The following is a 23,576-nucleotide window of genomic DNA, read 5'->3' as shown; positions in this document are numbered from 1 at the left end:
CGAGCGCCGCCGCCGTTTCCCGGTGCCGCGCTCGCTGCTGGGGCGCATGCTGCTACTGACGCTGCTGGCAGTGTTGTTTGCCCAGGCGCTGTCCAGCGTTATCTGGGTGTCGCAGTTGCGTGCCACCCAGCTCGAGGGCCTGGTCACCAGTGCCCGCAGCCTGGCGCATTCGATGACCGCCAGCGTGAGCTACTTCCGTTCGTTGCCGGTGGCGTACCGCCCGTTGGTCCTGGATCAATTGCGCAGCATGGGCGGCACCCGTTTCGTGGTCACCCTCAACGACCGACCGCTGGACATGGAGGTCTTGCCGCAGACCCCGCGCAAGGAGGCCGTGCTGGTGGCCGTGGATGAAGTGCTGCGCCAGACCCTCGGTGCCGACGTGCACATCTCGGTGGAGTTCGTCAGCACCGAAGACCTGCGCATCTTCAACGCCGGCCTGAAACTCGACGAATTGCCGCGCTCCTGGGCGCATTACGCGTTGACCCTGGAACCGGTGAATCCGCCCGTGTTGGTGACCCAGATCCAACTCGCCCCGGGCGAATGGCTGTACATCGCTTCGCTGCTGCCCGAGCCCTACACCAGCCTTGAAGAACAAGGCCTGCCGTCCCAGCAAGTGTGGTTTATCGTGCTGACCAGCGGTTTCCTGCTGCTGTTTATCGGCTTGTTGGTGCACTGGCAGAGTCGGCCCCTCAAACGCCTGGCGAGGGCGGCGCGGGATATGTCCTTGGGGGCTGACGTAGAGCCGGTAGCCGAAGGCGGCGGCAGCGAAGTGGTGGAAGTGGGCCGTGCGTTCAACGCGATGCGCGAACGTATCAGCCGCTACCTGACCGAGCGCAGCCAGTTGTTCAGCGCCATTTCCCATGATTTGCGCACACCGATTACCCGTCTGCGCCTGCGCGTGGAACTGCTTGAGGACGAAAACCTGCAAACCAAATTCGGCCGCGATCTTGATGAATTAGAGTTGCTGGTGAAAGGCGCGCTGCAATGCGTGAAAGACACCGATATTCACGAAAATATCGAGCCGGTGGACCTGAACCACGTGCTCGACTGCCTGGTGGAACCGTACCTGGCGCCGAACGGCAATGGCCGCGTCACCCAGCATGGCCGCGCACTCACCCCTTATCCCGGCAAGCCGCTGGCGCTCAAACGTTGCATCGGCAACCTGATCGACAACGCGTTGAAATACGGGCAGAACGCGCATTTGCACATCGAGGATGATGGCTCGGAGTTCGTCCTGCACGTGGATGACGAGGGGCCAGGGGTTCCGGAGCAGCGGCTGGAGCAAGTGTTTGAACCGCACTTTCGTCTGGCCGGGCACCAGCAGGGTTATGGCTTGGGATTAGGGATTGCGCGCAATATTGCCCACAGCCATGGCGGTGAAGTCAGTTTGCAGAACCTGCGTGAGGGCGGGTTGCGCGTGACTCTTCAACTGCCTCGCGGCCTCGACTGAATAAACGCGGATCCCACACGTTGATCTCCATCCGGTCAGATGCTTTGGCGCAATCTAGCCAAATCCCTCAACGGCGGCGCCCCAAACAACCGGCTGTATTCGCGGCTGAACTGTGACGCGCTCTCATACCCCACGCGATATCCCGCCGCCGACGCCTCGAGCCCCTCGGCAATCATCAACCGCCGCGCTTCCTGCAAGCGCAACTGTTTCTGGTATTGCAACGGGCTCATGGCTGTAATTGCCTTGAAGCGGTGGTGCAAGGTCGAGACGCTCAGGTTCACTTCCCTGGCCAAGTCATCGATGCGCAGCGGTTGCTCGTAGTTGCTGTTCAACCACTTGATCGCCTGGCTCACTCGGTGGCTCTGGCTGTTGGCCACGGCAATTTCATACAACCGATAGCCCTGCGGACCCCGTAACAGGCGATAAAGAATTTCCCGATTGATCAGCGGCGCAAGCATGGCGATGTCTTTGGGCGTATCCAGCAACCGCGCCAGGCGCAGCACCGCGTCGAGTAACTGGTTGTCGATGCGGTCGACGTACATGCCGCGGGAGGTCGGGCGCGACGGCACACCCATCGGGCCGGCTTGCGCGATCAGCGCAGTGAGTTGGGCCGGGTCGATGTTGATCCTGATCGACAGGTTGGGGTCTTGCGGCGTGGCCTCCATGATCCGGCCAGCCACCGGCATCGCTACCGAGAACACCAGGTAATTGAGCGGGTCGTAGGCGAACACTTCATCCGCGAGGCGTACTTCCTTGCTGCCGCTGGCCAGAATGCACAGGGCCGGCTCCACCAGTACCGGCATGAAGTCGCGCGGTGCATTGTGGCGGTTCAGGTACAGCGAGGTGATTGCCGTACCGTATGAGCCGTCTTCCCAGGTATGCCGCTGCACAATGCTCGCCAGTTCGGCGCGCTGCTTTTCCATCTCGGCATCGAGGGGGAGGGATCGGGGTTCGGGCGACGGCATGGGGCGTCCTCTACAGGCTACTTCGATGGGATCAGCTTAGCGGCGGCTGTGCAAACAGTGTTACGTCGATTCTGCACAATCCTTGCCTGATCCTGCGACACACCGTGAATCAGGCAATCGTGGGGACTGTCATCTCCCTGAAACAAGGCGGTTGCCCTTGGAATAAATGCCGGGGCCAAACGTCCTATCTGCGCTTCTCGCAGAATTGTGCAATAAGCCAGCAGGAATCGACTAACCGCGCCCGCACCTGCGCCGTTATCGTTGATCCTGTGGCAACACGCCCCCACAGTGCTTGCCGAGCATCACTTCTCAACGGGAGAGTCGAACATGTCCACCCCCATTCCCGCGAGCCATATGGCCTTTATCCGCGCCCGCACCGGGTGCAGCACCGAACTCGGTGCACGCTTGAGCAGTTTGATCGAACCGGGCCGCCAGGCTCAGGGTTGCCTGCAATTCTCGTTGCAGCGTTCCCAGGTCGACCCCGATGTCTGGCTGGTCTCGGGCTTCTGGAGCAGCGAGCAGGCGATGAGCGCCTACTTCAATTCTCCGGCCCTGATGATTTTTACCGAGTTGTTGAACGACAGGGTGGTTCGCAGCATGGACTTCCAGACCTTTACCGATGCCTCAGCCGCCAATGCCTATGGAGAGTACCTGCAACTCGCCGGTTAGGGTTTAGAATGGCCGACTTTCCATTGGCCAGGACCTGCAACATGGCACGTAAACAATTTGCTCACCACGAAGCCGTTTCCGCCGTCGTACCCGGAGAAGGTGGCTACAGCGCCGCCGTTGCCGTCAAGGCACTCGATGGCATGGGCGCACCTCGGTTTCACAAGATCCTTGATGGACAGACGTTCAAGACGGCTTCCGATGCTGATGATGCGGCCACTGTGCAATTGGAGCGATTGGTCGATGTCGATGAAGACGGTCAGCAGAGTTGGGCAACTGCCGAAAACTAGAGCGCGCTGCCGCTCTCACATTTAGACCGCAGTCCAATCAGGGTTTTGTGGCACCAGGGCGATACATCTTGAACAGCGCCTCCGGCCCTAGCTGGAAGTAATCTGCCGGCCCGCCGCCACGCAAAATCGGCTCGGCGGCGGCGGTGTCATAGATGCCATCCTTGAGCAGCCACTTGGCGATATGCACCGCGACCACCTCGCCCAGCACCAGCCAGCTCGGCACCAGCGCCTTGTCGGCACGTTGCAGTTGGATGATTTGCGTCACCTTGCACTCGAACGACACCGGGCTCTCGCCCACCCGTGGTACGCCAACGATCTTCGAAGCCACCGGCGTCAAGCCGGACAACTCGAATTCGTTTACCTCTGGCGATACGGCGGCGCAGCTCTGGTTCATCTGCTCGGCCAGCGGGCGGGTCGCTAGGTTCCACACAAACTCGCCGGTCTGCTCGATGTTGTTCAGGCTGTCTTTGCGCCCGACGCTGGAAAACCCAATGATCGGCGGAATGTAGTTGAACGCATTGAAGAAGCTGTAGGGCGCCAGGTTCAGGCGGCCTGCGCTGTCGTGCGACGAGATCCAGCCGATTGGCCGTGGACCAACGATGGCATTGAACGGATCATGGGGCAGGCCGTGGCCGTTGGCGGGTTCGTAGAAATGGATATCGTCGGACATGGCCGGTTCCAAGCTCAGTTCTGGGGCACGCATCATAACCAATTGTGCGGGCTTGCTCGCGAATGCAGTGGATCAGTCGCTCTATTCGGTGACTGACACTCCGCATTCGCGAGCAAGCCCGCACACATTCTTTACCGAGTCAGACCCTTAATCCGTGGTGATGCGCGAGTGTTTGCGGGTGTCTCTCATGGTCAAGTAGACCACCAGCGACACTGCAATACACGCTGTCACATACCAGTAGTAACCGGTTTCCATGCCGATGCTCTTGAACCACAGTGCGATGTATTCAGCGGTACCGCCGAAGATCGACACGGTCAGTGCATAAGGCAGGCCCACACCCAGTGCGCGGATTTCAGTCGGGAACAGCTCGGCCTTCACCACGGCGTTGATCGAGGTGTAACCGCTGACGATGATCAGTGCTGCCATGATCAGGAAGAACGCGCCCCACCAGCTCTGGATGGTGTGCAGGGTGGTGAGGATCGGCACGGTGAACAGGGTGCCGAGAATACCGAAGGCGATCAGGATTGGCCGACGGCCGACTTTATCCGACAGCCCGCCGACGATCGGTTGCAGGCACATGAACAGAAACAGCGTCGCCGCCGAGATGGTGGTGGAGTCGGAAATGCTCATGCCGACGGTGTTCACCAGGTATTTCTGCATGTAGGTGGTGTAGGTGTAGAAGGCCAGGGTGCCGCCCATGGTCAGGCCGACCACGGTCATCAGTTCCTTGGGGTGGCGCATCAAGGTGCGCATCGCGCTTTCCTTGGCTTTTTCCTTCTTGGTGAACGACTCGGTTTCTTCCATGCCGCGACGCAGGTACAGCGCGACGACTGCACACAGGGCGCCGATGGCGAACGGGATACGCCAGCCCCACGCGTACAACTGCTCGGTGGTCAGCACTTGTTGCAGCACGATCAGTACCGCCAGGGCGATGAGCTGGCCCGAGATCAGGGTTACGTACTGGAAGCTGGAGTAGAAACCACGACGTTCCTTGGTCGCCATCTCGCTGAGGTAAGTGGCGGAGGTACCGTATTCACCCCCGACCGACAGCCCCTGCAGCAAGCGGGCAAACACCAGCAGGATCGGCGCACCGATACCAATCATTTCATAACCCGGGCTCAGGGCAATCAGCAGCGAGCCGAAGCACATCAAGTAGACCGAGGCCATCAGGGCCTTTTTACGCCCGACTTTGTCGGCGTACAGGCCCATCAGCCAGCCACCGATCGGGCGCATCAGGAAGCCGACGGCGAAGATCGCGGCGGTGTTGAGCAGTTGGGCGGTGGTGTCGCCTTTCGGGAAGAAGGCTTTGGCGAAGTACAGCGAGAAAGCGGCGTAGACGTACCAGTCGTACCACTCGACCATGTTGCCGACCGATCCGCTGAAAATCGATTTGATCCGGCTGGAAGTGGTGCGTGCTTTTGCCGGCGCAGCCGCCGAGCCCAGAGGCAGGGAGTTGGAGTTATCCATTGAAGGATCCTTCATCTAATTGTTTTTGTGGAGCGTGCTTGAGCACTGCCTGGCTTGGGCTATAGCAGGAGCTGTGCCAGGTAGATGAAGGCCCGGAATAGAAGGGTTACAGGTTTTTTTTGAGCGGAAAGTCGCTGATAATTTGCAGGTGATGAGCGGAAATCCGCTTATGGACACCGGCGTCGTCGCAGGCCAGCTCCCCTATTTTGAATGGTGAACACCGTCAACTGTGGGCGCTGGCCTGCCAGCGATGGCGATCAGAAGGTCGCTAGAGAAACATCTCTCGCACCAACCCATGCCGCTGCATCTTCTCATTCAAGGTTCGCCGGGGCAGTTGCAGCTCGGCCAGCACGGCCTTGATATCGCCCTTGTGCCGCGTCAGCGCAGCCTTCAGGCAATGCGCTTCAAACGCCTCCTGCTGCGCCGCCAACGATTGTCCGGCCTCGACGCCTTCCGGCTCCGGCTCGCCAAGGCCCAGTACCTGGCGCTCGGCAACGTTGGCCAATTCACGCACATTGCCCGGCCAGTCATGGCTGAGCAGGCGCCCCAGTTGCGCACCGCTCAGCGGTTCAACGCGGCGGCCCAGGCGTTCGGCGGCACTCTGTGCAAAGTGGTCGAACAGTAACGGGATATCTTCACGGCGCTCACGCAAGGGCGGTAGGCGCAATTGCGCGACGTTCAATCGGTAGGCCAAGTCTTCGCGAAAGCGCCCGGCGCGGGCCTCTTCCAGCAGGTCCGGCTTGGTGGCGGCGATGATGCGCAGATCCACGTGGATACTTTGGTTGGAGCCCAGTCGCTCGAGCTTCTGTTCCTGCAATACGCGCAGCAGTTTCACCTGCTGGGCCAGCGGCATGCTTTCGATTTCATCGAGGAACAGCGTGCCGCCGTGGGCGTATTCCAGTTTGCCGATGCGCTTGCCCTGGGCGCCGGTGAATGCGCCGCTTTCGTGGCCGAACAGCTCGGCCTCGAACAACTGCTCGGGGATCGCCGCGCAGTTGAGTGCCACAAAGGGTTTTTTCGCCCGGGGGCCGAAGTCATGCAGGCAACGGGCAACCCGCTCCTTGCCACTGCCGGTCTCGCCACGGATCAGCACATTGACCGGCAGGCTCGCCAAATCCAGCACCTGGCGGCGTAGGGTTTGCAAACCTCTAGACACGCCTAAAAGGGTCGACTCCAACTGTGCGCGATGATCGGCCTGTTGATGCAGGCGACGGTTTTCCAGGATCAATCCACGCTTGTCCAAGGCGCGGCGCAGGCTGTTGAGCAGGGCGTCGGGGCTGAAGGGTTTTTCCAGGAAGTCGTAGGCACCGTCGCGCATGGCGTCGACGGCCATCGGCACATCGCCGTGGCCGGTCAGCAATATCACCGGCAAATCCGCATCACGGCGCTGCACTTCGGCCAACAGTTCCAGGCCGCTGAGCCCCGGCATACGTACGTCGCTCAGGATCACCCCGGGAAAGTCCTTGGGCAGTTTCGCCAGGCATTCCTCGGCGCGGCTGAACAACTGCACCTCAAACCCAGACAGGCTCAACCACTGCTCGACCGCCTTACGGATACTGGCTTCGTCGTCGACCACAATCACCGCGTTCAACATAGGTCGGGCGTCTCCAGCGCGATAGGCAGGGTCAGGGTGAAAGCCGCGCCGTCGCCACGGTTGGCGGCGATCAGGCGGCCGCCCAGTTCGTGCACGATAGCGTAGGACACTGCCAGCCCCAGGCCGAGCCCGTCACCCACTGGCTTGGTGGTGAAGAACGGGTCGAACACGTTGTTCAGGTGTTCTTCGGCAATCCCGCCGCCGCTGTCGCTGACGGTGAGTTGCCACAGTTGTTCATCGGCGTGCAGGCGGATTTCCAGGCGTTTACGTGGCTTGTCGGCCATGGCGTCGAGCGCGTTGCGCAGCAGGTTGATCAGTACCTGTTCCAGGCGGATTGCATCGCCACGGACCCAGGCGGGGCGTGTCAGGTCCAGCACGACGCCGATGGCTTCATCGCGCAAGCGTGCGTCGAGCAGGTGCAATGACTGATCGACCACGCTGGCCAAGTCCAGGCGTTCACGCAGGCCGCTCGGGCTTTTGCGCGCGAAGGTCTTGAGGTGGCCGGTGAGCGCGGCCATGCGCGTGAGCATGTCGTCCAGCGGCGTAAGCGCCTTGTAGGCGTCGTCGACGCGGCCGTGATCCAGCAGCAGGCGCAAGGTGGCCAACTGCATGCGCTGGGCGGTCAGCGGCTGATTGATTTCATGGGCGAGGGCGGCGGACATTTGCCCCAGTGCCGCCAATTTGGCCGACTGCACCAGGCCATCCTGGGCAGTGCGTAGCGCCTGGGTGCGTTCTTCCACCAGTTGCTCAAGCTCTTCGCGGCTGCGCTGGCGCAGGCGGGCCAGGCGCCAGCGCTGGGTCAGGAACAGCACCAGGAACACCAGCGCCAGCCAGGAACCGGCGGCGGCGAGGCCGGCGTTGCGCTGGTCCTCAAAAGCGGACTGCGGTTTACGCAGCAGGTGCAGGGTCCAGCCTTCGGCCTTCAGCGGCAGGGATTCCCAGATGTAATTGGCGTTACCGTCCGGACCATTGACGCGCATCAAATGGCTGTTTTCGTCAAAGCGTTGCAGCGTCTGGGTGTCCAGCGGCTGCAGGTGTTTTTTGTCGTATTGGCGGGTGGCCTTGAGTTCGGCGAGATCGCTGGCCGACAGCGGCCGCAGGTTGCGATAACGCCAGCCCGGTTGATTGGCGATAAACACGATGCCACGCGCGTCGCTGACCAGCAGCAGGTCATTGCCCTGGGCCCACTCGCGCTCAAGTTCGGGGAACTCAAGCTTGACCACCATGGCGCCGAGAAACTGTTCGTGCTCGTCCACCACGGCGCTGGAGAGAAAGTAACCCGGTATGCCAGTGGTCACGCCGACCGCGTAAAAACGCCCGGTGCCCTGGCTCAGGGTCTGGCTGAAATACGGCCGGAAGGCGTAGTTATGGCCGACATAGCTGCTCGGCAGGCTCCAGTTGCTGGCGGCAACGGCGAGGCCGGTGCGGTCCATCAATTCCAGGGTGGACGATTGCGCGGCACCGTTTATGCGTTCGAGCTTGCGGTTCAGTACGTCCTGAGTTTGAGCATCCACCGGCCTTTTCAAGGCATTGATCATCTCCGAATCCAGCGCCAGCACAGCCGGCAGCGCTCGGTAGCGATCGATCAGGGTATGCAGTGAGTTGGCATACAGCGCGAGTTGCTGGTTGGCACGGGCCGCATCCTCCCCCAGAGCCTGGTGTTCGGCATGGCGCGTGGCCAAGGCCGCGGCCAGCACCGCACCGGCGATGATCAGCAAGGAATAGAAGGTCAGGCGCAGGGGGCGAGGGGTCACGATCATACGGTGATGAGCAGGCGCAGAAAGGGAAGTGCACCATAGCATGCGCGACGTTAATGTTGTGGCGAGCGGGGCCGGCTCACGGCAGAGAAATCAGCAGGCAATAAAAAGGCGACTGGGCCATGAGCCGCAGTCGCCTTTGTCCCCGCGAAAGAAGCGCTTACTGCACTTCTACCGCCAGGCTTTCACTGATCTTTTTCTGCCAGATGGCAGGACCGGTGATGTGCACGGATTCGCCCTTGCTGTCCACCGCAACGGTGACCGGCATGTCTTTCACGTCGAACTCGTAGATCGCTTCCATGCCCAGTTCGGCGAAGGCGACAACGCGCGACTTCTTGATGGCTTGCGCCACCAGGTAAGCAGCACCGCCAACGGCCATCAGGTACACGGCTTTGTGGTCCTTGATCGCTTCGATGGCGGTCGGGCCGCGCTCGGATTTGCCGATCATGCCCAGCAGGCCGGTTTGCTCGAGGATTTGACGCGTGAACTTGTCCATCCGCGTCGCGGTGGTCGGGCCAGCCGGGCCAACCACTTCTTCGCGCACCGGATCAACCGGGCCAACGTAGTAGATGAAGCGACCCTTGAGGTCCACTGGCAGGGTTTCGCCCTTGTTCAGCATCTCGACCATGCGCTTGTGCGCCGCATCGCGACCGGTGAGCATCTTACCGTTGAGCAACACGGTCTCGCCCGGCTTCCAGCTCTGCACTTCTTCTGGGGTCAGGGTGTCGAGGTTGACGCGACGGGCCGATGGGCCGGCTTCCCAGACGATTTCCGGGTAGGCGTCCAGCGGTGGCGCTTCCAGCGACGCCGGGCCCGAACCGTCGAGCACAAAGTGTGCGTGACGGGTGGCGGCGCAGTTGGGGATCATGCACACCGGCAGCGAGGCGGCGTGGGTCGGGTAGTCCATGATCTTGACGTCGAGCACCGTGGTCAGGCCACCCAGGCCCTGGGCGCCGATGCCCAGTTGGTTGACCTTCTCGAACAGCTCCAGGCGCATCTCTTCGATACGGTTCTGCGGGCCGCGCTTTTTCAGCTCGTGGATGTCGATGGATTCCATCAACACTTCCTTGGCCATCACGGCGGCTTTTTCGGCGGTACCGCCGATGCCAATGCCGAGCATGCCCGGTGGGCACCAGCCGGCACCCATGGTCGGAACGGTCTTCAAGACCCAGTCGACGATCGAGTCGGACGGGTTGAGCATGGCCATTTTCGACTTGTTCTCGGAACCGCCACCCTTGGCCGCTACGTCCACTTCCACGGTGTTACCCGGGACGATGGAGTAGTGGATGACCGCCGGGGTGTTGTCCTTGGTGTTCTTACGCGCGCCTGCCGGGTCGGCCAGGATGGATGCACGCAGGACGTTTTCCGGCAGGTTGTAGGCGCGACGCACGCCCTCGTTGATCATGTCGTCCAGGCCCATGGTGGCGCCATCCCAACGTACGTCCATGCCCACGCGCACGAACACGGTAACGATACCGGTGTCCTGGCAGATCGGGCGATGGCCGGTGGCGCACATGCGCGAGTTGATCAGGATCTGGGCGATGGAGTCACGGGCCGCTGGCGATTCTTCGCGCAGGTAGGCTTCGTGCATGGCCTGGATGAAATCAACCGGATGGTAGTAGGAAATGAATTGCAGGGCGTCAGCAACGCTCTGAATCAGGTCGTCTTGCTTGATCACGGTCATGAGTCGCGCTCCTCTATAAGGGAACATTCAATAAGGTGGCTTCAGTGGGGTGCATCGGTCGGCTGAAACCACCTTTCCAAGGCACGCCACTGGTGCAGGCGCGACGCTAAAAAGGCGCGGCAGTATAACCCGACACGGTGGCCGATACACCCGACTATGGTCAAACTGTCGCAGGCATGATTCCCTGTGCGCGCCTCTTATGATGGAGTCCTTATATGCCTGAACTGTACGTCGGCGAACGCCATTGGTCGGTATCCACCGGCAGCAACCTGCTGGATGCCCTGAACCAGGCAGGTGTGGCTGTGCCTTACAGTTGCCGCGCTGGGAGTTGCCATGCCTGCCTGGTGCGTTGCCAAGGTGATGTCGAGGACAAGCAGCCCGAGGCCTTGAGCCCGGCGCGACGCCAGGATGGCTGGCGGTTGGCCTGTCAGTGCCAGGTCAGCGGGGATGTGCGGGTCGAGGCGTTTGACCCGACGCGTGAGGGTTTGCCGGCGCAGGTAGTGGGTGCTGATTGGCTGAATCCGAGCGTGCTGCGCCTGCGCCTGCAGTCGGAGCGTGGCCTGCGTTACCGGGCCGGGCAGCACCTGGTGTTGTGGGTGGGGCAGGTGGCACGTCCGTATTCCCTGGCGAGCCTGCCACAGGAAGATCCCTTTCTGGAGTTTCACCTTGACTGCCGCCACCCCGGCGAATTCAGCGATCTTGCCCGGCAGTTGCAGGTTGGCGATCACCTGCGCCTGGGCGAACTGCGTGGCGGTGCGCTGCAATACGACCCCGACTGGCAATCCCGACCGCTGTGGCTGCTGGCCTCCGGCACAGGGTTAGGGCCGTTGTGGGGCGTGTTGCGCGAGGCGCTGCGCCAGGATCACCAGGGCGCTATTCGCGTGATTCACCTGGCCCATGATGCTCAAGGCCATTATCTCGCCGAACCCTTGGCGGCGTTGGCTGCGCAGCATCCCAACCTCACGGTGGAGCTGTGGACGGCGGCCGGGTCGGCACAGGCATTGGCGCAACTGCGGCTTGTTTCGCGGCAAACGCTGGCTCTACTCTGCGGTCACCCCGTCAGCGTCGAGGCCTTTTCCAAGCGCCTGTTCCTGGCGGGACTGCCGCGTAATCAACTGCTGGCCGATGTGTTCCTGCCCCGTGGTTGAGCGTTGAACTCCACCGCCGCGAGATCTGCCATGACTGACGCCCTCCTGCAGCACCGCGAACGCGGGCTGATGATCCTGCAGCTCAATCGTCCCGAGAAGAAAAATGCGCTGACTCGGGCCATGTATACCCAATTGGCCGAGGCGCTCGAGCAGGCCGATGCGGATGTGGATATCCGCTGCGTGCTTATCCAGGGCAGCAGTGAGTGTTTCACTGCGGGCAACGACATCGGCGACTTTCTCGAACAGCCGCCCAGCGACCTCGACAGCCCACCGTTTCATTTCATGAAGAGCCTGCTCAACTGCCGCAAGCCGGTGCTCGCCGCGGTAGCAGGTGCAGCGGTGGGTATCGGTACAACCCTGCTGCTGCATTGCGACCTTGTGTATGTCAGCCGTGATGCACGATTGCGCATGCCGTTCGTCAACCTGGGGCTGTGTCCAGAGTTTGGTTCGAGCCTGATCCTGCCGAGGTTGTTGGGTCACGCCAAGGCGGCTGAGTTATTGCTGCTGGGCGAGGGCTTCAGCGGCGAACAGGCGGCGGCGTGGGGGATTGCCACCGAGGCGTTGGGTAGCGGCGAGGCGGCGTTGGCCAGGGCGCGGGAAATGGCCGAGCGCTTTGAAACATTGGCGCCGGGAGCGGTGCAGGTGACCAAGCAACTCATGAAGAGTGTGGATCGCGAGCAATTGCGGCAGGTGATTGAGGAGGAGGGCGCGTTGTTTACCCAGCGGTTGAGGTCGCCGGAGGCGATTGCTGCGTTGTCGGCTTTCATTTCTCGGCGCTGATGTTGTATTGCTAGGCCATTGAAGCCAATACAAAAACCAATCTGAAATGCAAAAGCCCCGCCATTCACATGGCGGGGCTTTTGTTTTTCAGCGCGTCACTCAGACCATTGGGTCGCCAACGTGCAGAATCTTCATGCCGTTGGTGCCACCGATGGTGTGGTAGCTGTCGCCCTTGGTCAGGATGACCCAGTCGCCTTTCTCCACGACGCCGCGCTTGATCAGCTCGTCGATGGCCGCCTGGCTGACTTCATGCGGTGGCAACGAAGCCGGGTCGAACGGGACGGTGTACACGCCACGGAACATGGCCGCGCGGGCCTGGGTTTCGCGGTGCGGGGAGAACGCATAGATCGGTACCGAGGAACGGATGCGCGACATGATCAGCGGCGTATAGCCACTTTCGGTCAAGGCGATGATCGCCTTCACTCCCGGGAAGTGGTTGGCGGTGTACATGGCCGCCAGGGCGATACTCTGGTCGCAGCTTTCGAACTCTTTGCCAATGCGGTGGCTGGAGGTCTTGCTGGTCGGGTGCTTTTCGGCGCCCAGGCAGATACGCGCCATGGCTTGCACCGCTTCCAGCGGATACGGGCCAGCGGCACTTTCAGCTGAGAGCATCACCGCATCGGTGTAGTCGAGCACGGCGTTGGCTACGTCGGACACTTCGGCGCGGGTCGGCATCGGGTTCTGGATCATCGACTCCATCATCTGGGTCGCTACGATCACCGCTTTGTTGTGGCGGCGCGCGTGCAGGATGATCTTCTTCTGGATACCGATCAGCTCAGCGTCACCGATTTCCACGCCCAGGTCGCCACGCGCAACCATCACCGCGTCGGAAGCCTTGATCAGGCCGTCGAGGGTTTCGTCGTTGGCCACAGCTTCGGCGCGTTCGATCTTCGCCACCAGCCAGGCAGTGCCGCCGGCTTCGTCGCGCAGTTTACGGGCGTATTCCATGTCGGCGGCGTCGCGCGGGAAGGACACCGCGAGGTAGTCCACTTCCATTTCGGCGGCGAGCTTGATGTCGGCCTTGTCTTTTTCCGTCAGGGCCGGCGCCGTCAGGCCACCACCGCGACGGTTGATGCCTTTGTGGTCAGACAGCGGACCACCGATCAACACGACGCAATGCAGTTCAGTCGGGGTCGCGGTTTCGACGCGCATCACCACACGACCGTCGTCCAGCAGCAGTTCGTCACCGACGCCGCAGTCCTTGACCAGGTCCGGGTAGTCGATACCCACGACTTGCTGGTTGCCTTCGGTCAGCGGATGGCTGGTGGAGAATGTGAAGTTGTCACCGATCTTCAGCTCGATCCGCTTGTTGGCGAATTTGGCGATACGGATTTTCGGGCCTTGCAGGTCACCCAGCAGTGCCACGAAGCGGCCGTGCTTGGCGGCCAGGTCACGCACCAGCTTGGCGCGAGCCTTGTGCTCGTCTGGGGTGCCGTGGGAAAAGTTCAGACGGGCAACGTCCAAGCCAGCCAGAATCAGCTGTTCGAGGACTTCCGGCGAGTTGCTGGCCGGGCCAAGGGTGGCGACGATTTTGGTGCGACGGACGGACATGCACAGACTCCTGAGTTCAAGCGCTGAGGAAGGCTACTATGCTCTTTCGTTGTAGTCATTGTTCGTTTGCACTACTTATCGACGATTGACTTGTTTTCGTTGCGGCTGAATACGAACATCCTTGAAGATTTTCGACGATGGGTCGATACACTGCACAAGACAGGAGAACCCTCATGCGAATTTTGCTCATTGCTGCCCTGGCCGTCAGTGTTGTCGGCTGCACCCGTTGGTCGATGGACCACCATTTGAACAATGCCTACCGCGCCTACAAGGTCGGTGATTGTGAGCGTGTCACCCTGGAATTGTCCCAGGTCGACCGTGAAAGTCGTACCCGGCGTTATGTACAGCCGGAGGTCTCGATGTTGCGCGGCCAATGCCTGGAACGGCAAAAGCTGTTTGTCGACGCGGCACAGACTTATCAATTCATCATTAATCAGTACCCGTCGAGTGAGTACGCCTACCGTGCTCGCGCGAGGCTCGACACCTTGCAACAACTTGGGCATTACCCCGGAGCCCGCGTCGCTCAGCCGCGTCCAGCCTCCCTTTGATGATATTCGTCATTTCATAACTGGCCTGCTGCAAGTCTTGAGCTATTCTTTGAATGTTCGTTTGTACAAGTTTCCATTCGAACGAATCAAGGGCCCGGACTCGGCGGCCGTCCATCGGCAACTATTGCCTGTTGTCGCACCGAGATCCAGGGAGAGCGAGCGGTTTTCTCGTACCGAATCACTGGCACGGCCGCAGTTATGGCCATTGGATGGCGATCTCACCATGTTTACCGACCGACGGATTGAGCGGCATCAGCTACCTTACTTTCTGCAAGTGTTTAACCGTCTCACCGATAAGCCCATCGGCTTCTTGGGCAATGTCTCGGAAGATGGGCTGATGTTAATCAGCCAATTGCCCATGATGGTCGACGTGGACTTCGAGCTGCGCTTGAAGATTCCCAGTGCTGACGGCACCTTCCATCCAATCGATCTGACGGCAACCTGCCTGTGGAGCCACGAGGATATCAACCCGCAGCAGTACGATTCAGGTTTCAGCGTGCGCCACGCTCCCGAGGAATATGGGCAGCTGATCAACGTGTTGCTGCACTACTTCAGTTTTGATCCCTTGCAGGCTTCGGCCTAGACACAGTGCATTTTCTAGCCGGTTTTTTTGGGGGGGGCTGCCGTGTGCGCGTGCTCTTTTCAGAGCGCACCCGCTTTCTTCCAGCCCAGGTAACGTGTCACCAGGGCCGGCCCCAGTTCACATGGCAAGGTGTCCAATAAGGATAGGCCTTGGGCGGCGAGGCGGTCATGCAATTCGTCGCGGGTATTCAGGTAGTCGATGGTGCCGCTGTAGGCCAAGGCTTCAGGCAAGGTTTGCACGGGCGCCTGGCGCAGTTGATCGAGTACTTCCTCGCGCAAACTGGCGACCAGCACCCTGTGCTGACGGCTGATACGCTTGACTGCAGTCAGCAGTGCCTCATCGTCCTCATCGCGCAGGTTGGTCACCACGATCACCAACGCGCGCCGCTTTTGTCGAGTCAGCAAATCACTTGCCGCGGTCTGGTAATCGGCAGTCCGTCGGGTGGTCTCGAGGTCGTACACGGCGTTGAGCAACAGGTTCAGCTGGCCGCTGCCCTTGACCGGTGCCAGGTAGCGTGGTGGGTCACCGGCAAAGGTGCACAGGCCCACCGCATCACCCTGGCGCAAGGCAACGTAGCTGAGCAACAGACAGGCATTGAGGGCGTGGTCAAAATGCGACAGCTCGCCATCCTGGCTACGCATGCGTCGTCCACAATCAAGCATGAACACGATCTGTTGGTCGCGCTCATCCTGGTATTCACGGGCGATGGGCGTGCGCTGTCGGGCGGTGGCCTTCCAATCGATCTGCCTTAGGCTGTCACCGTCGCGAAACTCGCGCAGTTGATGAAACGCCTGCCCCAATCCACGTCGTTGACGTTGACGCACACCCAGTTGGCTCAGCCAGTTGTCCACCCCCAGCAATTGCGCGCCGTACAGTCGGGCGAAATCCGGGTAGACACGTGTGGCATCGCTCACTTCGATAAGTCGCCGCGCCGACCACAGGCCCATGGGGCTGGGCAGGTGAATTTCACAGCAACTGAAACTGAAATGCCCGCGCCGCAAAGGGCGAAGGCGGTAACCCAGCTCACTGCTTTCACCCGGGCGCAGCGCTATGGACTGGGGCAGGTTCTCGACACTCAATCCATCGGGGACATGATCGAATACCTGCACCGTCAGCGGCTGTGGGAAGTCATGCTCCAAGGCCAGCCGTACTTCGCCCCACCGTCCCAGCGCCAGGCTGCCGGGCATCTGTCGTTGCACACGGGGGGATGGACGCCGACGCAGACGTATCGCATCCAGCGTAGCCAGCAGCAACAGTGCGAGGAGCAACCCCCATGCGATTGAGTGCAAGGTGTCGGGCACCTTGAGCTGCAATGCTGTTGCGGTGCCCAGCAATATGCCCAAGCCCAGCAATACGCCGAGCCAGTTCAGCAGCAGACGGGTCGGTTTCATGGGCGAGTCATTGCCGAGGCGCCGGAATCTGATCGAGCATTTGCTTGAGCACCTGGTCGACCTCCAGCCCATCAATGTCCAATTCTGGCGCTATACGCACCCGATGGCGCAGTACGGCCAAGGCGCATCCCTTGATGTCGTCCGGGGTGACGAATTCACCACCGCGCAACAGGGCGCGAGCACGCGCACAACGCACCAGGGCGATGGAGGCCCGCGGCCCGGCGCCGATGGTCAGCCCCGGCCAACTACGAGTGGTGCGCGCCAGGCGCACTGCATAGTCGAGCACCTGTTCATCCAGGGCCAATTCACTGGCAAATCGCTGCAGTTGCAGCACGTCCTCGGCCTGCAACACGGTGCGCAATGGGTGTATATCCAGCATGTCGGCCCGGGACGAGCGCGTTACTTCGCGCACCATATCCAGCTCCTGCTGCGCGTCGGGATAATCCATGCGCACCTTGATCATAAAACGATCCAGTTCCGCTTCCGGTAGGGGGTAGGTGCCTTCCTGTTCGATGGGGTTCTGGGTCGCCAGTACCATGAACGGTTGGCCGATAGGCAGCGCCTCGCCTTCAAGGGTGACTTGCCGTTCCTGCATGGCCTCAAGCAACGCCGCCTGGGTCTTGGCCGGGGCGCGGTTGATTTCGTCGGCCAGCAACAAGTGGGTGAACACCGGGCCTTTGCGCAATTTGAATTGCTCGGTGTGCAGGTCATACACGGCGTGGCCGGTGACATCGCTTGGCATCAGGTCCGGGGTGAACTGGATACGCGCGAAATCGCCATCAAAGCAACGTGCGAGGGCGCGTACCAGCAGGGTTTTGCCCAGCCCAGGCACCCCTTCGAGCAGCACGTGGCCACCGGCGATCAGTGCGGTCAGGACTTCGTCGATCACCTGGTCCTGGCCAATCACCGCCTTGCGCAATTCAGTGCGCAGAGCCTGGGCTTGCCCGCTGGCACGTTGCAAGGTTTCGCTGGTCAGGGCAGTGGCGCTTGGAATTTCGCTCATAGGGCATTCCTGAGGGTTTGCAGGCACGCCACCTGCCGGCTGAAATCGGCGCTGGAAAGCCGTTTTGCCGGAAGTGAGCCAAGGGCCTGGCTGATGACGTGAAAGGGTTGGTGCGTCAGGTGTTCAAGTACCCGCCACTGTTCTGCATTGTCGAGGTGTTCAAAACCGGTGTGACGACGCCTGGCGGCACGCAAGACATCGCGCTGCAGAGCACGCAGCAGCGTGCCCTGGCCGCTGCGGCGCAGCAGGAAGTCGGCGCTGGCTTTCAGGTGTTCCTGCCACTGGCGGCGTGCATTGGGTGGGGCAGGCTGGATCGGGCCCTGACGCATTCCGGCCCGCCACAGTGCCAGGGCGACCAAAGCAATGAATGCGACCAGAGCCTGGGGGAAGTACCGCAACAGCAGGGTAAACAAGTCGTCGAAGTCGCTGTTGAACAGCAGGGTCACGGCTGTGCCCTGGGTCAGATACCACAGCAGCCAGGCATTGTCGTGCCTACCAATACTCGGGGTTTTCCACAGGTCACTGTCGGTGATCACCGTGACGCGGCCTCTGCCAAGGTCGAGTTGCATCAGGTGGCTCGACGTTGCGCTGTTGGCAGAAAACTGGGCCAGGTGCTTGGGGTCGGTAAGGTTGAAGTCCGTGTCGAAACTGACATAAGCCGGTGCGGTTTCATTGTCGACGTAGAGTTTGGTCAGGTCCGGGGCTTTCTTTTTGAGAGGCGTCTTCTCTGTAGGTGCAAGCTCTTCAGGTTCATCACTCAAGGTCTGGTGGATATCCAGGCGATCGAGCAGCAGGTCGCCGCTTTTGCCAGTCTCTTCATCCCATAGCGCCTCGGCCACCAATAACAGATGGCCGCCGGATTTGACCCAAGCCAACAGTTGCTCTACCTGGCGTGGTGACATGTTGCTGCGCTCGCCAAGCAATAACAGGCTGTGGCCCTTGGCTGGCAGCGTCGTCAGCCGTTCCGCGCTGTTGGCATGGTCCACGGACAGGCCTTGTTGGCTTAGAAAGTGTTCCGCCGCCAGGTAGGGGTTTGCCAGGGCTTCTGGAGAAGGGCCGCGATCCACCACTTCGTCGTAGGGGATCGCCTTGCTCCACACGAAGTAACCACCCGCGCCAAGCAGGCACGCCAGCAATAGTCCCACCCATATTAGAGGCCGGTTCATGGGTTGTTCCCAGCGCTGAACAGGGTGCGCCAATCAGTGCAGAGTTTTTGCTGGGCTGAAAGGGGTGGAAGGTGATGGCCGTAGGCAAGGTTTTGCCAATGGCGGGTCAATTCGTCACTGAAGGCCAGCAACTGCGGTTGTTGCAGTTGGTGCACGCGCGCCAGGACCTGGCCTTCCGTGTCAGCGCTTTTAAGCGGCAGATTGAAATCATGCAGCAGTCGGCTTAACAGGCCGCGGTACAGCAGGCCGAGGGCTTCCCTTGGTTGGGTGGCCCATAGGTCCTCGGCGGCGCTGGCAACATCGTCGGGCAAGGTCTCGGTGCCCAGTTCGAGACCGAATAATTGTGTCGGCACGGGGTTCATGACGTTTGGCTTGCGCGGCCCGCGCCGGCTGACAAACGTGCTCAACCATTCGCGATAACGCCATGCCAGCATGATCAAGACGCCGATCAGCAGGCCCCACAACAGCACCTCCAAGCCTTGGGCGATGTGCTTGAAGGTATTGCTGTTGAGGTTGTTCAGCAGCGCCTTCAACCAGCCCGGGAGTTTACCGTCGCTGTGAGCCTTGTTTTTAACAGGGGTCTTGTCTTCGCCAAAGCGATAGCGGGTAACGGTTTCCGGATTTTTGAAGGGAGGCTTATCCAGCAGCGACTTGATGGATTGGCTCGCGTCCTGGGTGTTCAGTGGCTTGGCGGGGCTGGAAGCATCGGCCATGGCGGGTGGGCTGAATGGCAGCAGCGTCAGCCCTATTATCAGTAACAATAGCGGCGCTACGCTGCTCAGGCGCTGACGAAGGCGTCGGAACGCCAGTTCCAGGTCCCAGGCCTCGAGTACGGTGCGGCGGTTAAGGTAAAGGCTGAAACCGCAGGCGACATAGATGGGCTCCCAAAACACCAGGATCAAGGCATAGAACGCGTTACTCAGGTGTTCCAGCCACAAATTGTCCGAGCTTGTCGCCAGTGCCAGACGTTGCCAGTCCCACTCCATCTCGACGTTCTGGGGAATGAACAGATAGAGCAGTGCCATGCAACCAAACCACAGGCCGATTTCCAGGTGCACTCCGATGGTTGTCAACCAACGTGCGGCTCCTGCTTTACGTTGCTGCAGCACGCCCAGTCGTTTTTGGCGTGCCGGACCATCCAGGCCTTCGAGTTGACTCACTGGCATCAAAAAGCTGCGGCTCAGGCTGAGCCGTCGCCAGGTCAGGCTGGCCAGCAGCTGGCCTTTCAGCAGTTTCGGCCACTGGCGCACGGCCTGCTTGATGCTGGGTGTTTCGCCAAATAAGGCCTTGGACAGGATGTAAAGCGGCAAGCGGTCAAAGGCCGGTTTGAGCCACCAGAACACGAATAGTGCAGTAGACGGGTACTGCCACAGCAGTGCAGTGAGTAAGACGAACACTGGCAGGCTCACCAGCGCCCAACTGCCCATCAGTAGCAGGCGATATTCGCGGGCCATCAATACGCCAAGGTCCATGGCTTCCCAGGCAGTACGTGGGCGGATTACCACGCTTGCATCACTCAGGCGCATGGCGAGTCCTTCCGGCAAGGCCCAGGTAAGCCGCCACCAGCAGCCACAGAGCAGCGCCCACCAAGTATTTGACCCAAGGCGTGATGGCGGTGGTGGACGACCAATAGGCTTCGATAAAGGCTGCGATCAGCAGGAACATCATGACGCCGCACAACATCTGCACGCTCTTGCGTGCCGCGCGCCGCAGTGATTCGCCACGGGTCAATTGCCCTGGAGCAATCAGCGCCCAGCCCAGTTGCAAGCCTGCGGCGCCGGCGAGCGCGATCGCTGTCAGCTCGAATGCACCATGGCCGATGACGAATGACCAGAAGGTCTGCCCGTAGCCGATTTCAGTCAGGTGCCCGGAGACTGCACCGATGACCAGGCCGTTGAAAATCAGAAAGAACACGCTGCCCAGCCCGAACAGTAAACCGGCGGCAAACGTCTGGAACGCTATGCCGGTGTTGTGCATCACGTAGTAGCCGAACATCATCCAGTCTTCGCTTGACGCACGCTCGGCGGCGCGGCCCAGGCGGCTGGCGTCGGGGTCATACATGCCCTGCATCTCGGCCACTTGCTGCGGGCTGACGATGCTGTAGACCAGGTCGGGGAACAGGTAGACCAACAGCGCGATACCCACCAGGCTGCCAAAGAACAGCAGGCTGGCGATCAGCACGAAACGCCATTGCTCGCGCACCAACCGAGGAAAATCAGCGAGTACGAACCCGAGCACATTTGCCGCCAATTGGCTGCGATGACGGTAGAGCTGTTGGTGGCCGCGCAGGGCCAGTTGTTGCAACGGGTCTATCAGATAGCTGCTGTAGCCCCGCGCCTGGGCTAAGGCCAGGTGTTGGCACAATCGTCGGTATTGATGGGGGAAGTCGGCCACGTCACTGGCTTTGGCCTTGCCCTGCTCCAACTGTTTCAGGTGTTCGGCAAAGGCTTGCCATTGAGGCTGGTGGCGGCTTTCGAAAAGGCTCTGTTTCATGTCGGCCCCAATAGTCCACGGGCCACACCATTGAGTTGCTCCACGGCGCGGGCAGGGGATACCTGCAAGGGAGCGGCGAGAATAGAGGCCAACTCATGAACGCGTTCGGTGGACAGTTCACCCTGACGTTCCGCGAAGCCAAGGATGGCCCGCTGTTCATTCAAATCCAGGGTGAAGGGCAGGCGCAAGGCCGCCGCTTGCGGGATTTGAGGGCGCACCAACGGCTGTTCCCGGTAGATCACCAGTGTGCCGGCGGCCAAGTCACCTAGGCGCTTGAAGTGAGGGTGTTGCAGGCAACTGATCGCGCCGAGAAAGTAGCCGAATGGCAGCATGTCGACAAACCGCAGCAGGTTACGGATCAGTGATGCGGACCAGCCAACCGGAGTGCCATCATCTTGGACGACACGCAGCCCCATGACCTGTTTGCCGGGTGAGCAGCCCTGGTTCAGTACCTCGAACAACACCATGTACCACCAACTGATCAGGAACAGCAGCAGCGAACCCAGGCCGATGCCGACGTTGCCGAGCAAGGCCAATGGCACCAGCAGAATGCCCATGACGATCCCGCGCAAACCAAGGTCGAAGGCAAAGGCCAGCACGCGTGGCACCAGGCCGGCCGGGCGCAGGGGCAGGTCGATGCCCTCAGGGGTTTCGATCTGGTAGCGGGTGTCCAATGGGGCTGACGGCATCGCGATCCTTGGCAGTGCGCAGAGGCTGGGAGACACGGATGCTAGCAGTGTCGGCGCTGGAAGCAACCATTCAAGGTTTTGCTGGATGTTTGTACAGTAAATTTGGTGCTGGTCGCGGACGCCGTTGAGCGCCTAGACTTTGTCGATCTTCAGTACAGGAATAGCCCGTGACCTCCATTTTCTGGTACGACTATGAAACCACCGGTATCAACCCACGTAGCGATCGTCCACTCCAGGTAGCCGGCATCCGGACGGACTTTGAGCTCAATGAGATTGGCGCGCCGGTCAATCTTTACTGCCAGCCCAGCGACGATATCCTGCCGCATCCCGTCGCCTGCGCGATTACCGGTATCACGCCCGCAATACTCGCGGAAAAAGGCTTGGCCGAGGCCGACTTCATGACGCGAGTGCATGCTGAACTGGCCGCGCCGGGTACGTGCGGCGCCGGCTACAACACCTTGCGATTTGACGATGAAATGACGCGCTACAGCCTGTACCGCAATTTTTTCGACCCTTACGCGCGGGAGTGGCAGGGCGGTAACAGTCGCTGGGATTTAATCGACGTGGTCCGCACGGCCTATGCCTTGCGCCCTGAAGGTATTGAATGGCCGCAACAGGATGGGCGTGTCACGCTCAAGCTGGAGCGCCTGACCGAAGCCAACGGTATCGACCATGGCCAGGCTCATGATGCGTTGTCCGATGTACGCGCCACGATTGCGTTGGCTCGACGGGTTCGTGAGAAACAGCCCAAGCTGTATGAATGGTTGTTTCAACTGCGCAGCAAGCAACGTGTGATGGACCAGGTGCGCCTGCTGCAACCGATGGTGCATATCTCCGGGCGTTTTTCCGCCGAGCGCCATTACCTGGGTGTGGTGCTGCCGCTGGCGTGGCACCCGCGCAACCGTAATGCATTGATCGTCTGCGATCTTGGGCTTGATCCGCAAGGGTTGCTGGACCTAGATGCGGATGCCTTGCGCCAGCGCCTTTACACCCGTCGTGACGATCTTGGCGAGGGTGAGCTGCCGGTACCGCTCAAGTTGGTACATATCAATCGCTGCCCGGTGGTTGCCCCGTTGAATGTGCTGCGGGCTGAAGACCGTGAACGCTTGCACTTGGATATGAACATCTATCAGGAACGAGCGCTGCGGCTAACTGACGCACAGGAACTTTGGCGCGATAAGTTGGCGGCCATTTACGCCGAGGAAGATTTCGTACCGAGTTCAGACCCGGAGCAACAGCTTTATGATGGTTTTATCGGAGATCGTGATCGGCGCTTATGCGAACAAGTCCGGATGGCCGAGCCTGCGCAATTAGCTCGCCAGCAATGGCCTTTTGATGATCAGCGTTTGCCTGAATTATTGTTTCGCTACCGCGCGCGTAACTTCCCCGATACCTTGAACAATGAGGAGCAACAACGCTGGGCACTTTTCTGTCAGCAACGTTTGTCTGACCCGCAGTGGGGCGCGCCGAACACCCTCAGGGCATTTAAGCAGGCTCGGCAAGAGTTTGCCGTTAGTGCAACGCCGTTGCAGGCTGAGGTACTGGAGCAGTGGCAGGAGTATGCGGACTCTCTGGCCGCCAAGGTAAACCTGTAGTCGACTTTGACAAAATAGGCAGGCAATAAAAAACGCCAGCAGGCTGGCGTTTTTAAAGTGTTGCGTATCAGGCGCAGGCCTGGCGA

21 protein-coding genes are annotated in these 23,576 nt (G+C 60.6%); 8 read left to right on the top strand and 13 right to left on the bottom strand.

What is annotated here, in order from left to right; all coding sequences use genetic code 11:
• The first annotated feature begins 22 nt into the window (after positions 1-22).
• The gene (locus AACY44_RS08285; protein WP_370467840.1) at positions 23-1,450 is read left to right on the top strand and encodes an ATP-binding protein; all 1,428 of its coding nucleotides are present in this window, start codon (positions 23-25) and stop codon (positions 1,448-1,450) included.
• A 35-nt stretch (positions 1,451-1,485) separates the two neighbouring features.
• On the opposite strand, the gene AACY44_RS08280 is transcribed toward AACY44_RS08285, so the two are convergent.
• Positions 1,486-2,415, bottom strand: coding sequence for an AraC family transcriptional regulator (locus AACY44_RS08280; protein WP_339417251.1), 930 nt, complete (start codon positions 2,413-2,415; stop codon positions 1,486-1,488).
• 327 nt (positions 2,416-2,742) lie between these two features.
• On the opposite strand from AACY44_RS08280, the gene AACY44_RS08275 reads away from it, so the two are divergent.
• Both AACY44_RS08275 and AACY44_RS08270 read left to right on the top strand, forming a co-directional pair.
• A complete protein-coding gene (locus tag AACY44_RS08275) occupies positions 2,743-3,084 on the top strand; it encodes an antibiotic biosynthesis monooxygenase family protein (RefSeq protein ID WP_339417250.1) in 342 nt (113 codons plus the stop codon).
• A gap of 41 nt (positions 3,085-3,125) precedes the next feature.
• Positions 3,126-3,371 (top strand): hypothetical protein, encoded by a 246-nt coding sequence (locus AACY44_RS08270; protein ID WP_339530032.1) that lies wholly within the window; start codon positions 3,126-3,128, stop codon positions 3,369-3,371.
• Between the two features lie 37 nt (positions 3,372-3,408).
• Here the strand turns inward: AACY44_RS08270 and AACY44_RS08265 are convergent, their stop codons facing one another.
• The 5 genes from AACY44_RS08265 to AACY44_RS08245 form a co-directional block, all read right to left on the bottom strand.
• Entirely contained in the window at positions 3,409-4,041 is a 633-nt protein-coding gene (locus AACY44_RS08265) for a flavin reductase family protein (RefSeq protein ID WP_339417248.1), read from the bottom strand.
• 147 nt (positions 4,042-4,188) lie between these two features.
• Positions 4,189-5,508: an MFS transporter gene (locus AACY44_RS08260; RefSeq protein WP_339427478.1), complete on the bottom strand. Its 1,320-nt coding sequence runs from the start codon at positions 5,506-5,508 to the stop codon at positions 4,189-4,191.
• A 268-nt stretch (positions 5,509-5,776) separates the two neighbouring features.
• Complete coding sequence (locus AACY44_RS08255) at positions 5,777-7,102, bottom strand: sigma-54-dependent transcriptional regulator (protein ID WP_339436020.1); 1,326 nt, start codon at positions 7,100-7,102, stop codon at positions 5,777-5,779.
• Positions 7,096-8,862, bottom strand: coding sequence for an ATP-binding protein (locus AACY44_RS08250; protein ID WP_339436021.1), 1,767 nt, complete (start codon positions 8,860-8,862; stop codon positions 7,096-7,098). The genes AACY44_RS08255 and AACY44_RS08250 overlap by 7 nt, the downstream gene beginning before the upstream one ends.
• 157 nt (positions 8,863-9,019) lie before the next feature.
• Positions 9,020-10,543: a fumarate hydratase gene (locus AACY44_RS08245; RefSeq protein WP_010208051.1), complete on the bottom strand. Its 1,524-nt coding sequence runs from the start codon at positions 10,541-10,543 to the stop codon at positions 9,020-9,022.
• 215 nt (positions 10,544-10,758) lie between these two features.
• Between AACY44_RS08245 and AACY44_RS08240 the strand changes: the two genes are divergently transcribed.
• Both AACY44_RS08240 and AACY44_RS08235 read left to right on the top strand, forming a co-directional pair.
• The gene (locus AACY44_RS08240; RefSeq protein WP_339417241.1) at positions 10,759-11,691 is read left to right on the top strand and encodes an iron-sulfur-binding ferredoxin reductase; all 933 of its coding nucleotides are present in this window, start codon (positions 10,759-10,761) and stop codon (positions 11,689-11,691) included.
• A 30-nt stretch (positions 11,692-11,721) separates the two neighbouring features.
• Positions 11,722-12,471, top strand: coding sequence for an enoyl-CoA hydratase-related protein (locus AACY44_RS08235; protein WP_339436022.1), 750 nt, complete (start codon positions 11,722-11,724; stop codon positions 12,469-12,471).
• Between the two features lie 99 nt (positions 12,472-12,570).
• Here AACY44_RS08235 and pyk read toward each other — a convergent pair whose 3' ends face one another.
• On the bottom strand, positions 12,571-14,022 hold the full coding sequence (gene pyk / locus AACY44_RS08230) for a pyruvate kinase (RefSeq protein WP_339417239.1): 1,452 nt from the start codon (positions 14,020-14,022) through the stop codon (positions 12,571-12,573).
• 173 nt (positions 14,023-14,195) lie between these two features.
• Here pyk and AACY44_RS08225 point away from each other — a divergent pair, with 173 nt between their 5' ends.
• Together AACY44_RS08225 and AACY44_RS08220 are read left to right on the top strand one after the other, a co-directional pair.
• Positions 14,196-14,570 carry a tetratricopeptide repeat protein gene (locus tag AACY44_RS08225; RefSeq protein WP_339417237.1) on the top strand — a complete coding sequence of 125 codons (375 nt, stop codon included), beginning with the start codon at positions 14,196-14,198 and terminating at the stop codon, positions 14,568-14,570.
• Between the two features lie 223 nt (positions 14,571-14,793).
• Positions 14,794-15,153 (top strand): PilZ domain-containing protein, encoded by a 360-nt coding sequence (locus AACY44_RS08220; protein WP_339427504.1) that lies wholly within the window; start codon positions 14,794-14,796, stop codon positions 15,151-15,153.
• Between the two features lie 59 nt (positions 15,154-15,212).
• On the opposite strand, the gene AACY44_RS08215 is transcribed toward AACY44_RS08220, so the two are convergent.
• Genes AACY44_RS08215 through AACY44_RS08190 form a run of 6 tightly spaced genes read right to left on the bottom strand, consistent with a single transcriptional unit; the run spans position 15,213 to position 21,895 of the window.
• The gene (locus AACY44_RS08215) at positions 15,213-16,544 is read right to left on the bottom strand and encodes a DUF58 domain-containing protein (RefSeq protein WP_339417235.1); all 1,332 of its coding nucleotides are present in this window, start codon (positions 16,542-16,544) and stop codon (positions 15,213-15,215) included.
• A gap of 7 nt (positions 16,545-16,551) precedes the next feature.
• Positions 16,552-17,547: an AAA family ATPase gene (locus tag AACY44_RS08210; protein WP_339530031.1), complete on the bottom strand. Its 996-nt coding sequence runs from the start codon at positions 17,545-17,547 to the stop codon at positions 16,552-16,554.
• Positions 17,544-18,713, bottom strand: coding sequence for a DUF4350 domain-containing protein (locus tag AACY44_RS08205; protein WP_339427476.1), 1,170 nt, complete (start codon positions 18,711-18,713; stop codon positions 17,544-17,546). The genes AACY44_RS08210 and AACY44_RS08205 overlap by 4 nt, the downstream gene beginning before the upstream one ends.
• Entirely contained in the window at positions 18,710-20,239 is a 1,530-nt protein-coding gene (locus AACY44_RS08200) for a DUF4129 domain-containing protein (protein WP_339427475.1), read from the bottom strand. Before AACY44_RS08200 ends, AACY44_RS08205 begins: the two co-directional genes overlap by 4 nt.
• Positions 20,226-21,206: a stage II sporulation protein M gene (locus AACY44_RS08195; protein ID WP_339417230.1), complete on the bottom strand. Its 981-nt coding sequence runs from the start codon at positions 21,204-21,206 to the stop codon at positions 20,226-20,228. Before AACY44_RS08195 ends, AACY44_RS08200 begins: the two co-directional genes overlap by 14 nt.
• Positions 21,203-21,895 carry an RDD family protein gene (locus AACY44_RS08190; RefSeq protein WP_339530029.1) on the bottom strand — a complete coding sequence of 231 codons (693 nt, stop codon included), beginning with the start codon at positions 21,893-21,895 and terminating at the stop codon, positions 21,203-21,205. The genes AACY44_RS08195 and AACY44_RS08190 overlap by 4 nt, the downstream gene beginning before the upstream one ends.
• A gap of 167 nt (positions 21,896-22,062) precedes the next feature.
• Between AACY44_RS08190 and sbcB the strand changes: the two genes are divergently transcribed.
• On the top strand, positions 22,063-23,490 hold the full coding sequence (sbcB, locus tag AACY44_RS08185; protein WP_339417228.1) for an exodeoxyribonuclease I: 1,428 nt from the start codon (positions 22,063-22,065) through the stop codon (positions 23,488-23,490).
• Positions 23,491-23,576: the final 86 nt, after the last annotated feature.

Source organism: Pseudomonas sp. RA_15y_Pfl1_P11 (assembly GCF_963970975.1).
GTDB classification, from domain to species: Bacteria; Pseudomonadota; Gammaproteobacteria; order Pseudomonadales; family Pseudomonadaceae; genus Aquipseudomonas; species Aquipseudomonas tritici.
This window is presented reverse-complemented; position numbering and strand designations above follow the sequence as displayed.

Bases quoted from the DNA above. Each gene is read 5' to 3' on its own strand.
- AACY44_RS08280 (WP_339417251.1), bottom strand. From the start codon at position 2,415: ATGCCGTCGCCCGAACCCCGATCCCTCCCCCTCGATGCCGAGATGGAA.
- AACY44_RS08275 (WP_339417250.1), top strand. From the start codon at position 2,743: ATGTCCACCCCCATTCCCGCGAGCCATATGGCCTTTATCCGCGCCCGC.
- AACY44_RS08270 (WP_339530032.1), top strand. From the start codon at position 3,126: ATGGCACGTAAACAATTTGCTCACCACGAAGCCGTTTCCGCCGTCGTA.
- AACY44_RS08265 (WP_339417248.1), bottom strand. From the start codon at position 4,041: ATGTCCGACGATATCCATTTCTACGAACCCGCCAACGGCCACGGCCTG.
- AACY44_RS08260 (WP_339427478.1), bottom strand. From the start codon at position 5,508: ATGGATAACTCCAACTCCCTGCCTCTGGGCTCGGCGGCTGCGCCGGCA.
- AACY44_RS08255 (WP_339436020.1), bottom strand. From the start codon at position 7,102: ATGTTGAACGCGGTGATTGTGGTCGACGACGAAGCCAGTATCCGTAAG.
- AACY44_RS08250 (WP_339436021.1), bottom strand. From the start codon at position 8,862: ATGATCGTGACCCCTCGCCCCCTGCGCCTGACCTTCTATTCCTTGCTG.
- AACY44_RS08245 (WP_010208051.1), bottom strand. From the start codon at position 10,543: ATGACCGTGATCAAGCAAGACGACCTGATTCAGAGCGTTGCTGACGCC.
- AACY44_RS08240 (WP_339417241.1), top strand. From the start codon at position 10,759: ATGCCTGAACTGTACGTCGGCGAACGCCATTGGTCGGTATCCACCGGC.
- AACY44_RS08235 (WP_339436022.1), top strand. From the start codon at position 11,722: ATGACTGACGCCCTCCTGCAGCACCGCGAACGCGGGCTGATGATCCTG.
- pyk (WP_339417239.1), bottom strand. From the start codon at position 14,022: ATGTCCGTCCGTCGCACCAAAATCGTCGCCACCCTTGGCCCGGCCAGC.
- AACY44_RS08225 (WP_339417237.1), top strand. From the start codon at position 14,196: ATGCGAATTTTGCTCATTGCTGCCCTGGCCGTCAGTGTTGTCGGCTGC.
- AACY44_RS08220 (WP_339427504.1), top strand. From the start codon at position 14,794: ATGTTTACCGACCGACGGATTGAGCGGCATCAGCTACCTTACTTTCTG.
- AACY44_RS08215 (WP_339417235.1), bottom strand. From the start codon at position 16,544: ATGAAACCGACCCGTCTGCTGCTGAACTGGCTCGGCGTATTGCTGGGC.
- AACY44_RS08210 (WP_339530031.1), bottom strand. From the start codon at position 17,547: ATGAGCGAAATTCCAAGCGCCACTGCCCTGACCAGCGAAACCTTGCAA.
- AACY44_RS08205 (WP_339427476.1), bottom strand. From the start codon at position 18,713: ATGAACCGGCCTCTAATATGGGTGGGACTATTGCTGGCGTGCCTGCTT.
- AACY44_RS08200 (WP_339427475.1), bottom strand. From the start codon at position 20,239: ATGCGCCTGAGTGATGCAAGCGTGGTAATCCGCCCACGTACTGCCTGG.
- AACY44_RS08195 (WP_339417230.1), bottom strand. From the start codon at position 21,206: ATGAAACAGAGCCTTTTCGAAAGCCGCCACCAGCCTCAATGGCAAGCC.
- AACY44_RS08190 (WP_339530029.1), bottom strand. From the start codon at position 21,895: ATGCCGTCAGCCCCATTGGACACCCGCTACCAGATCGAAACCCCTGAG.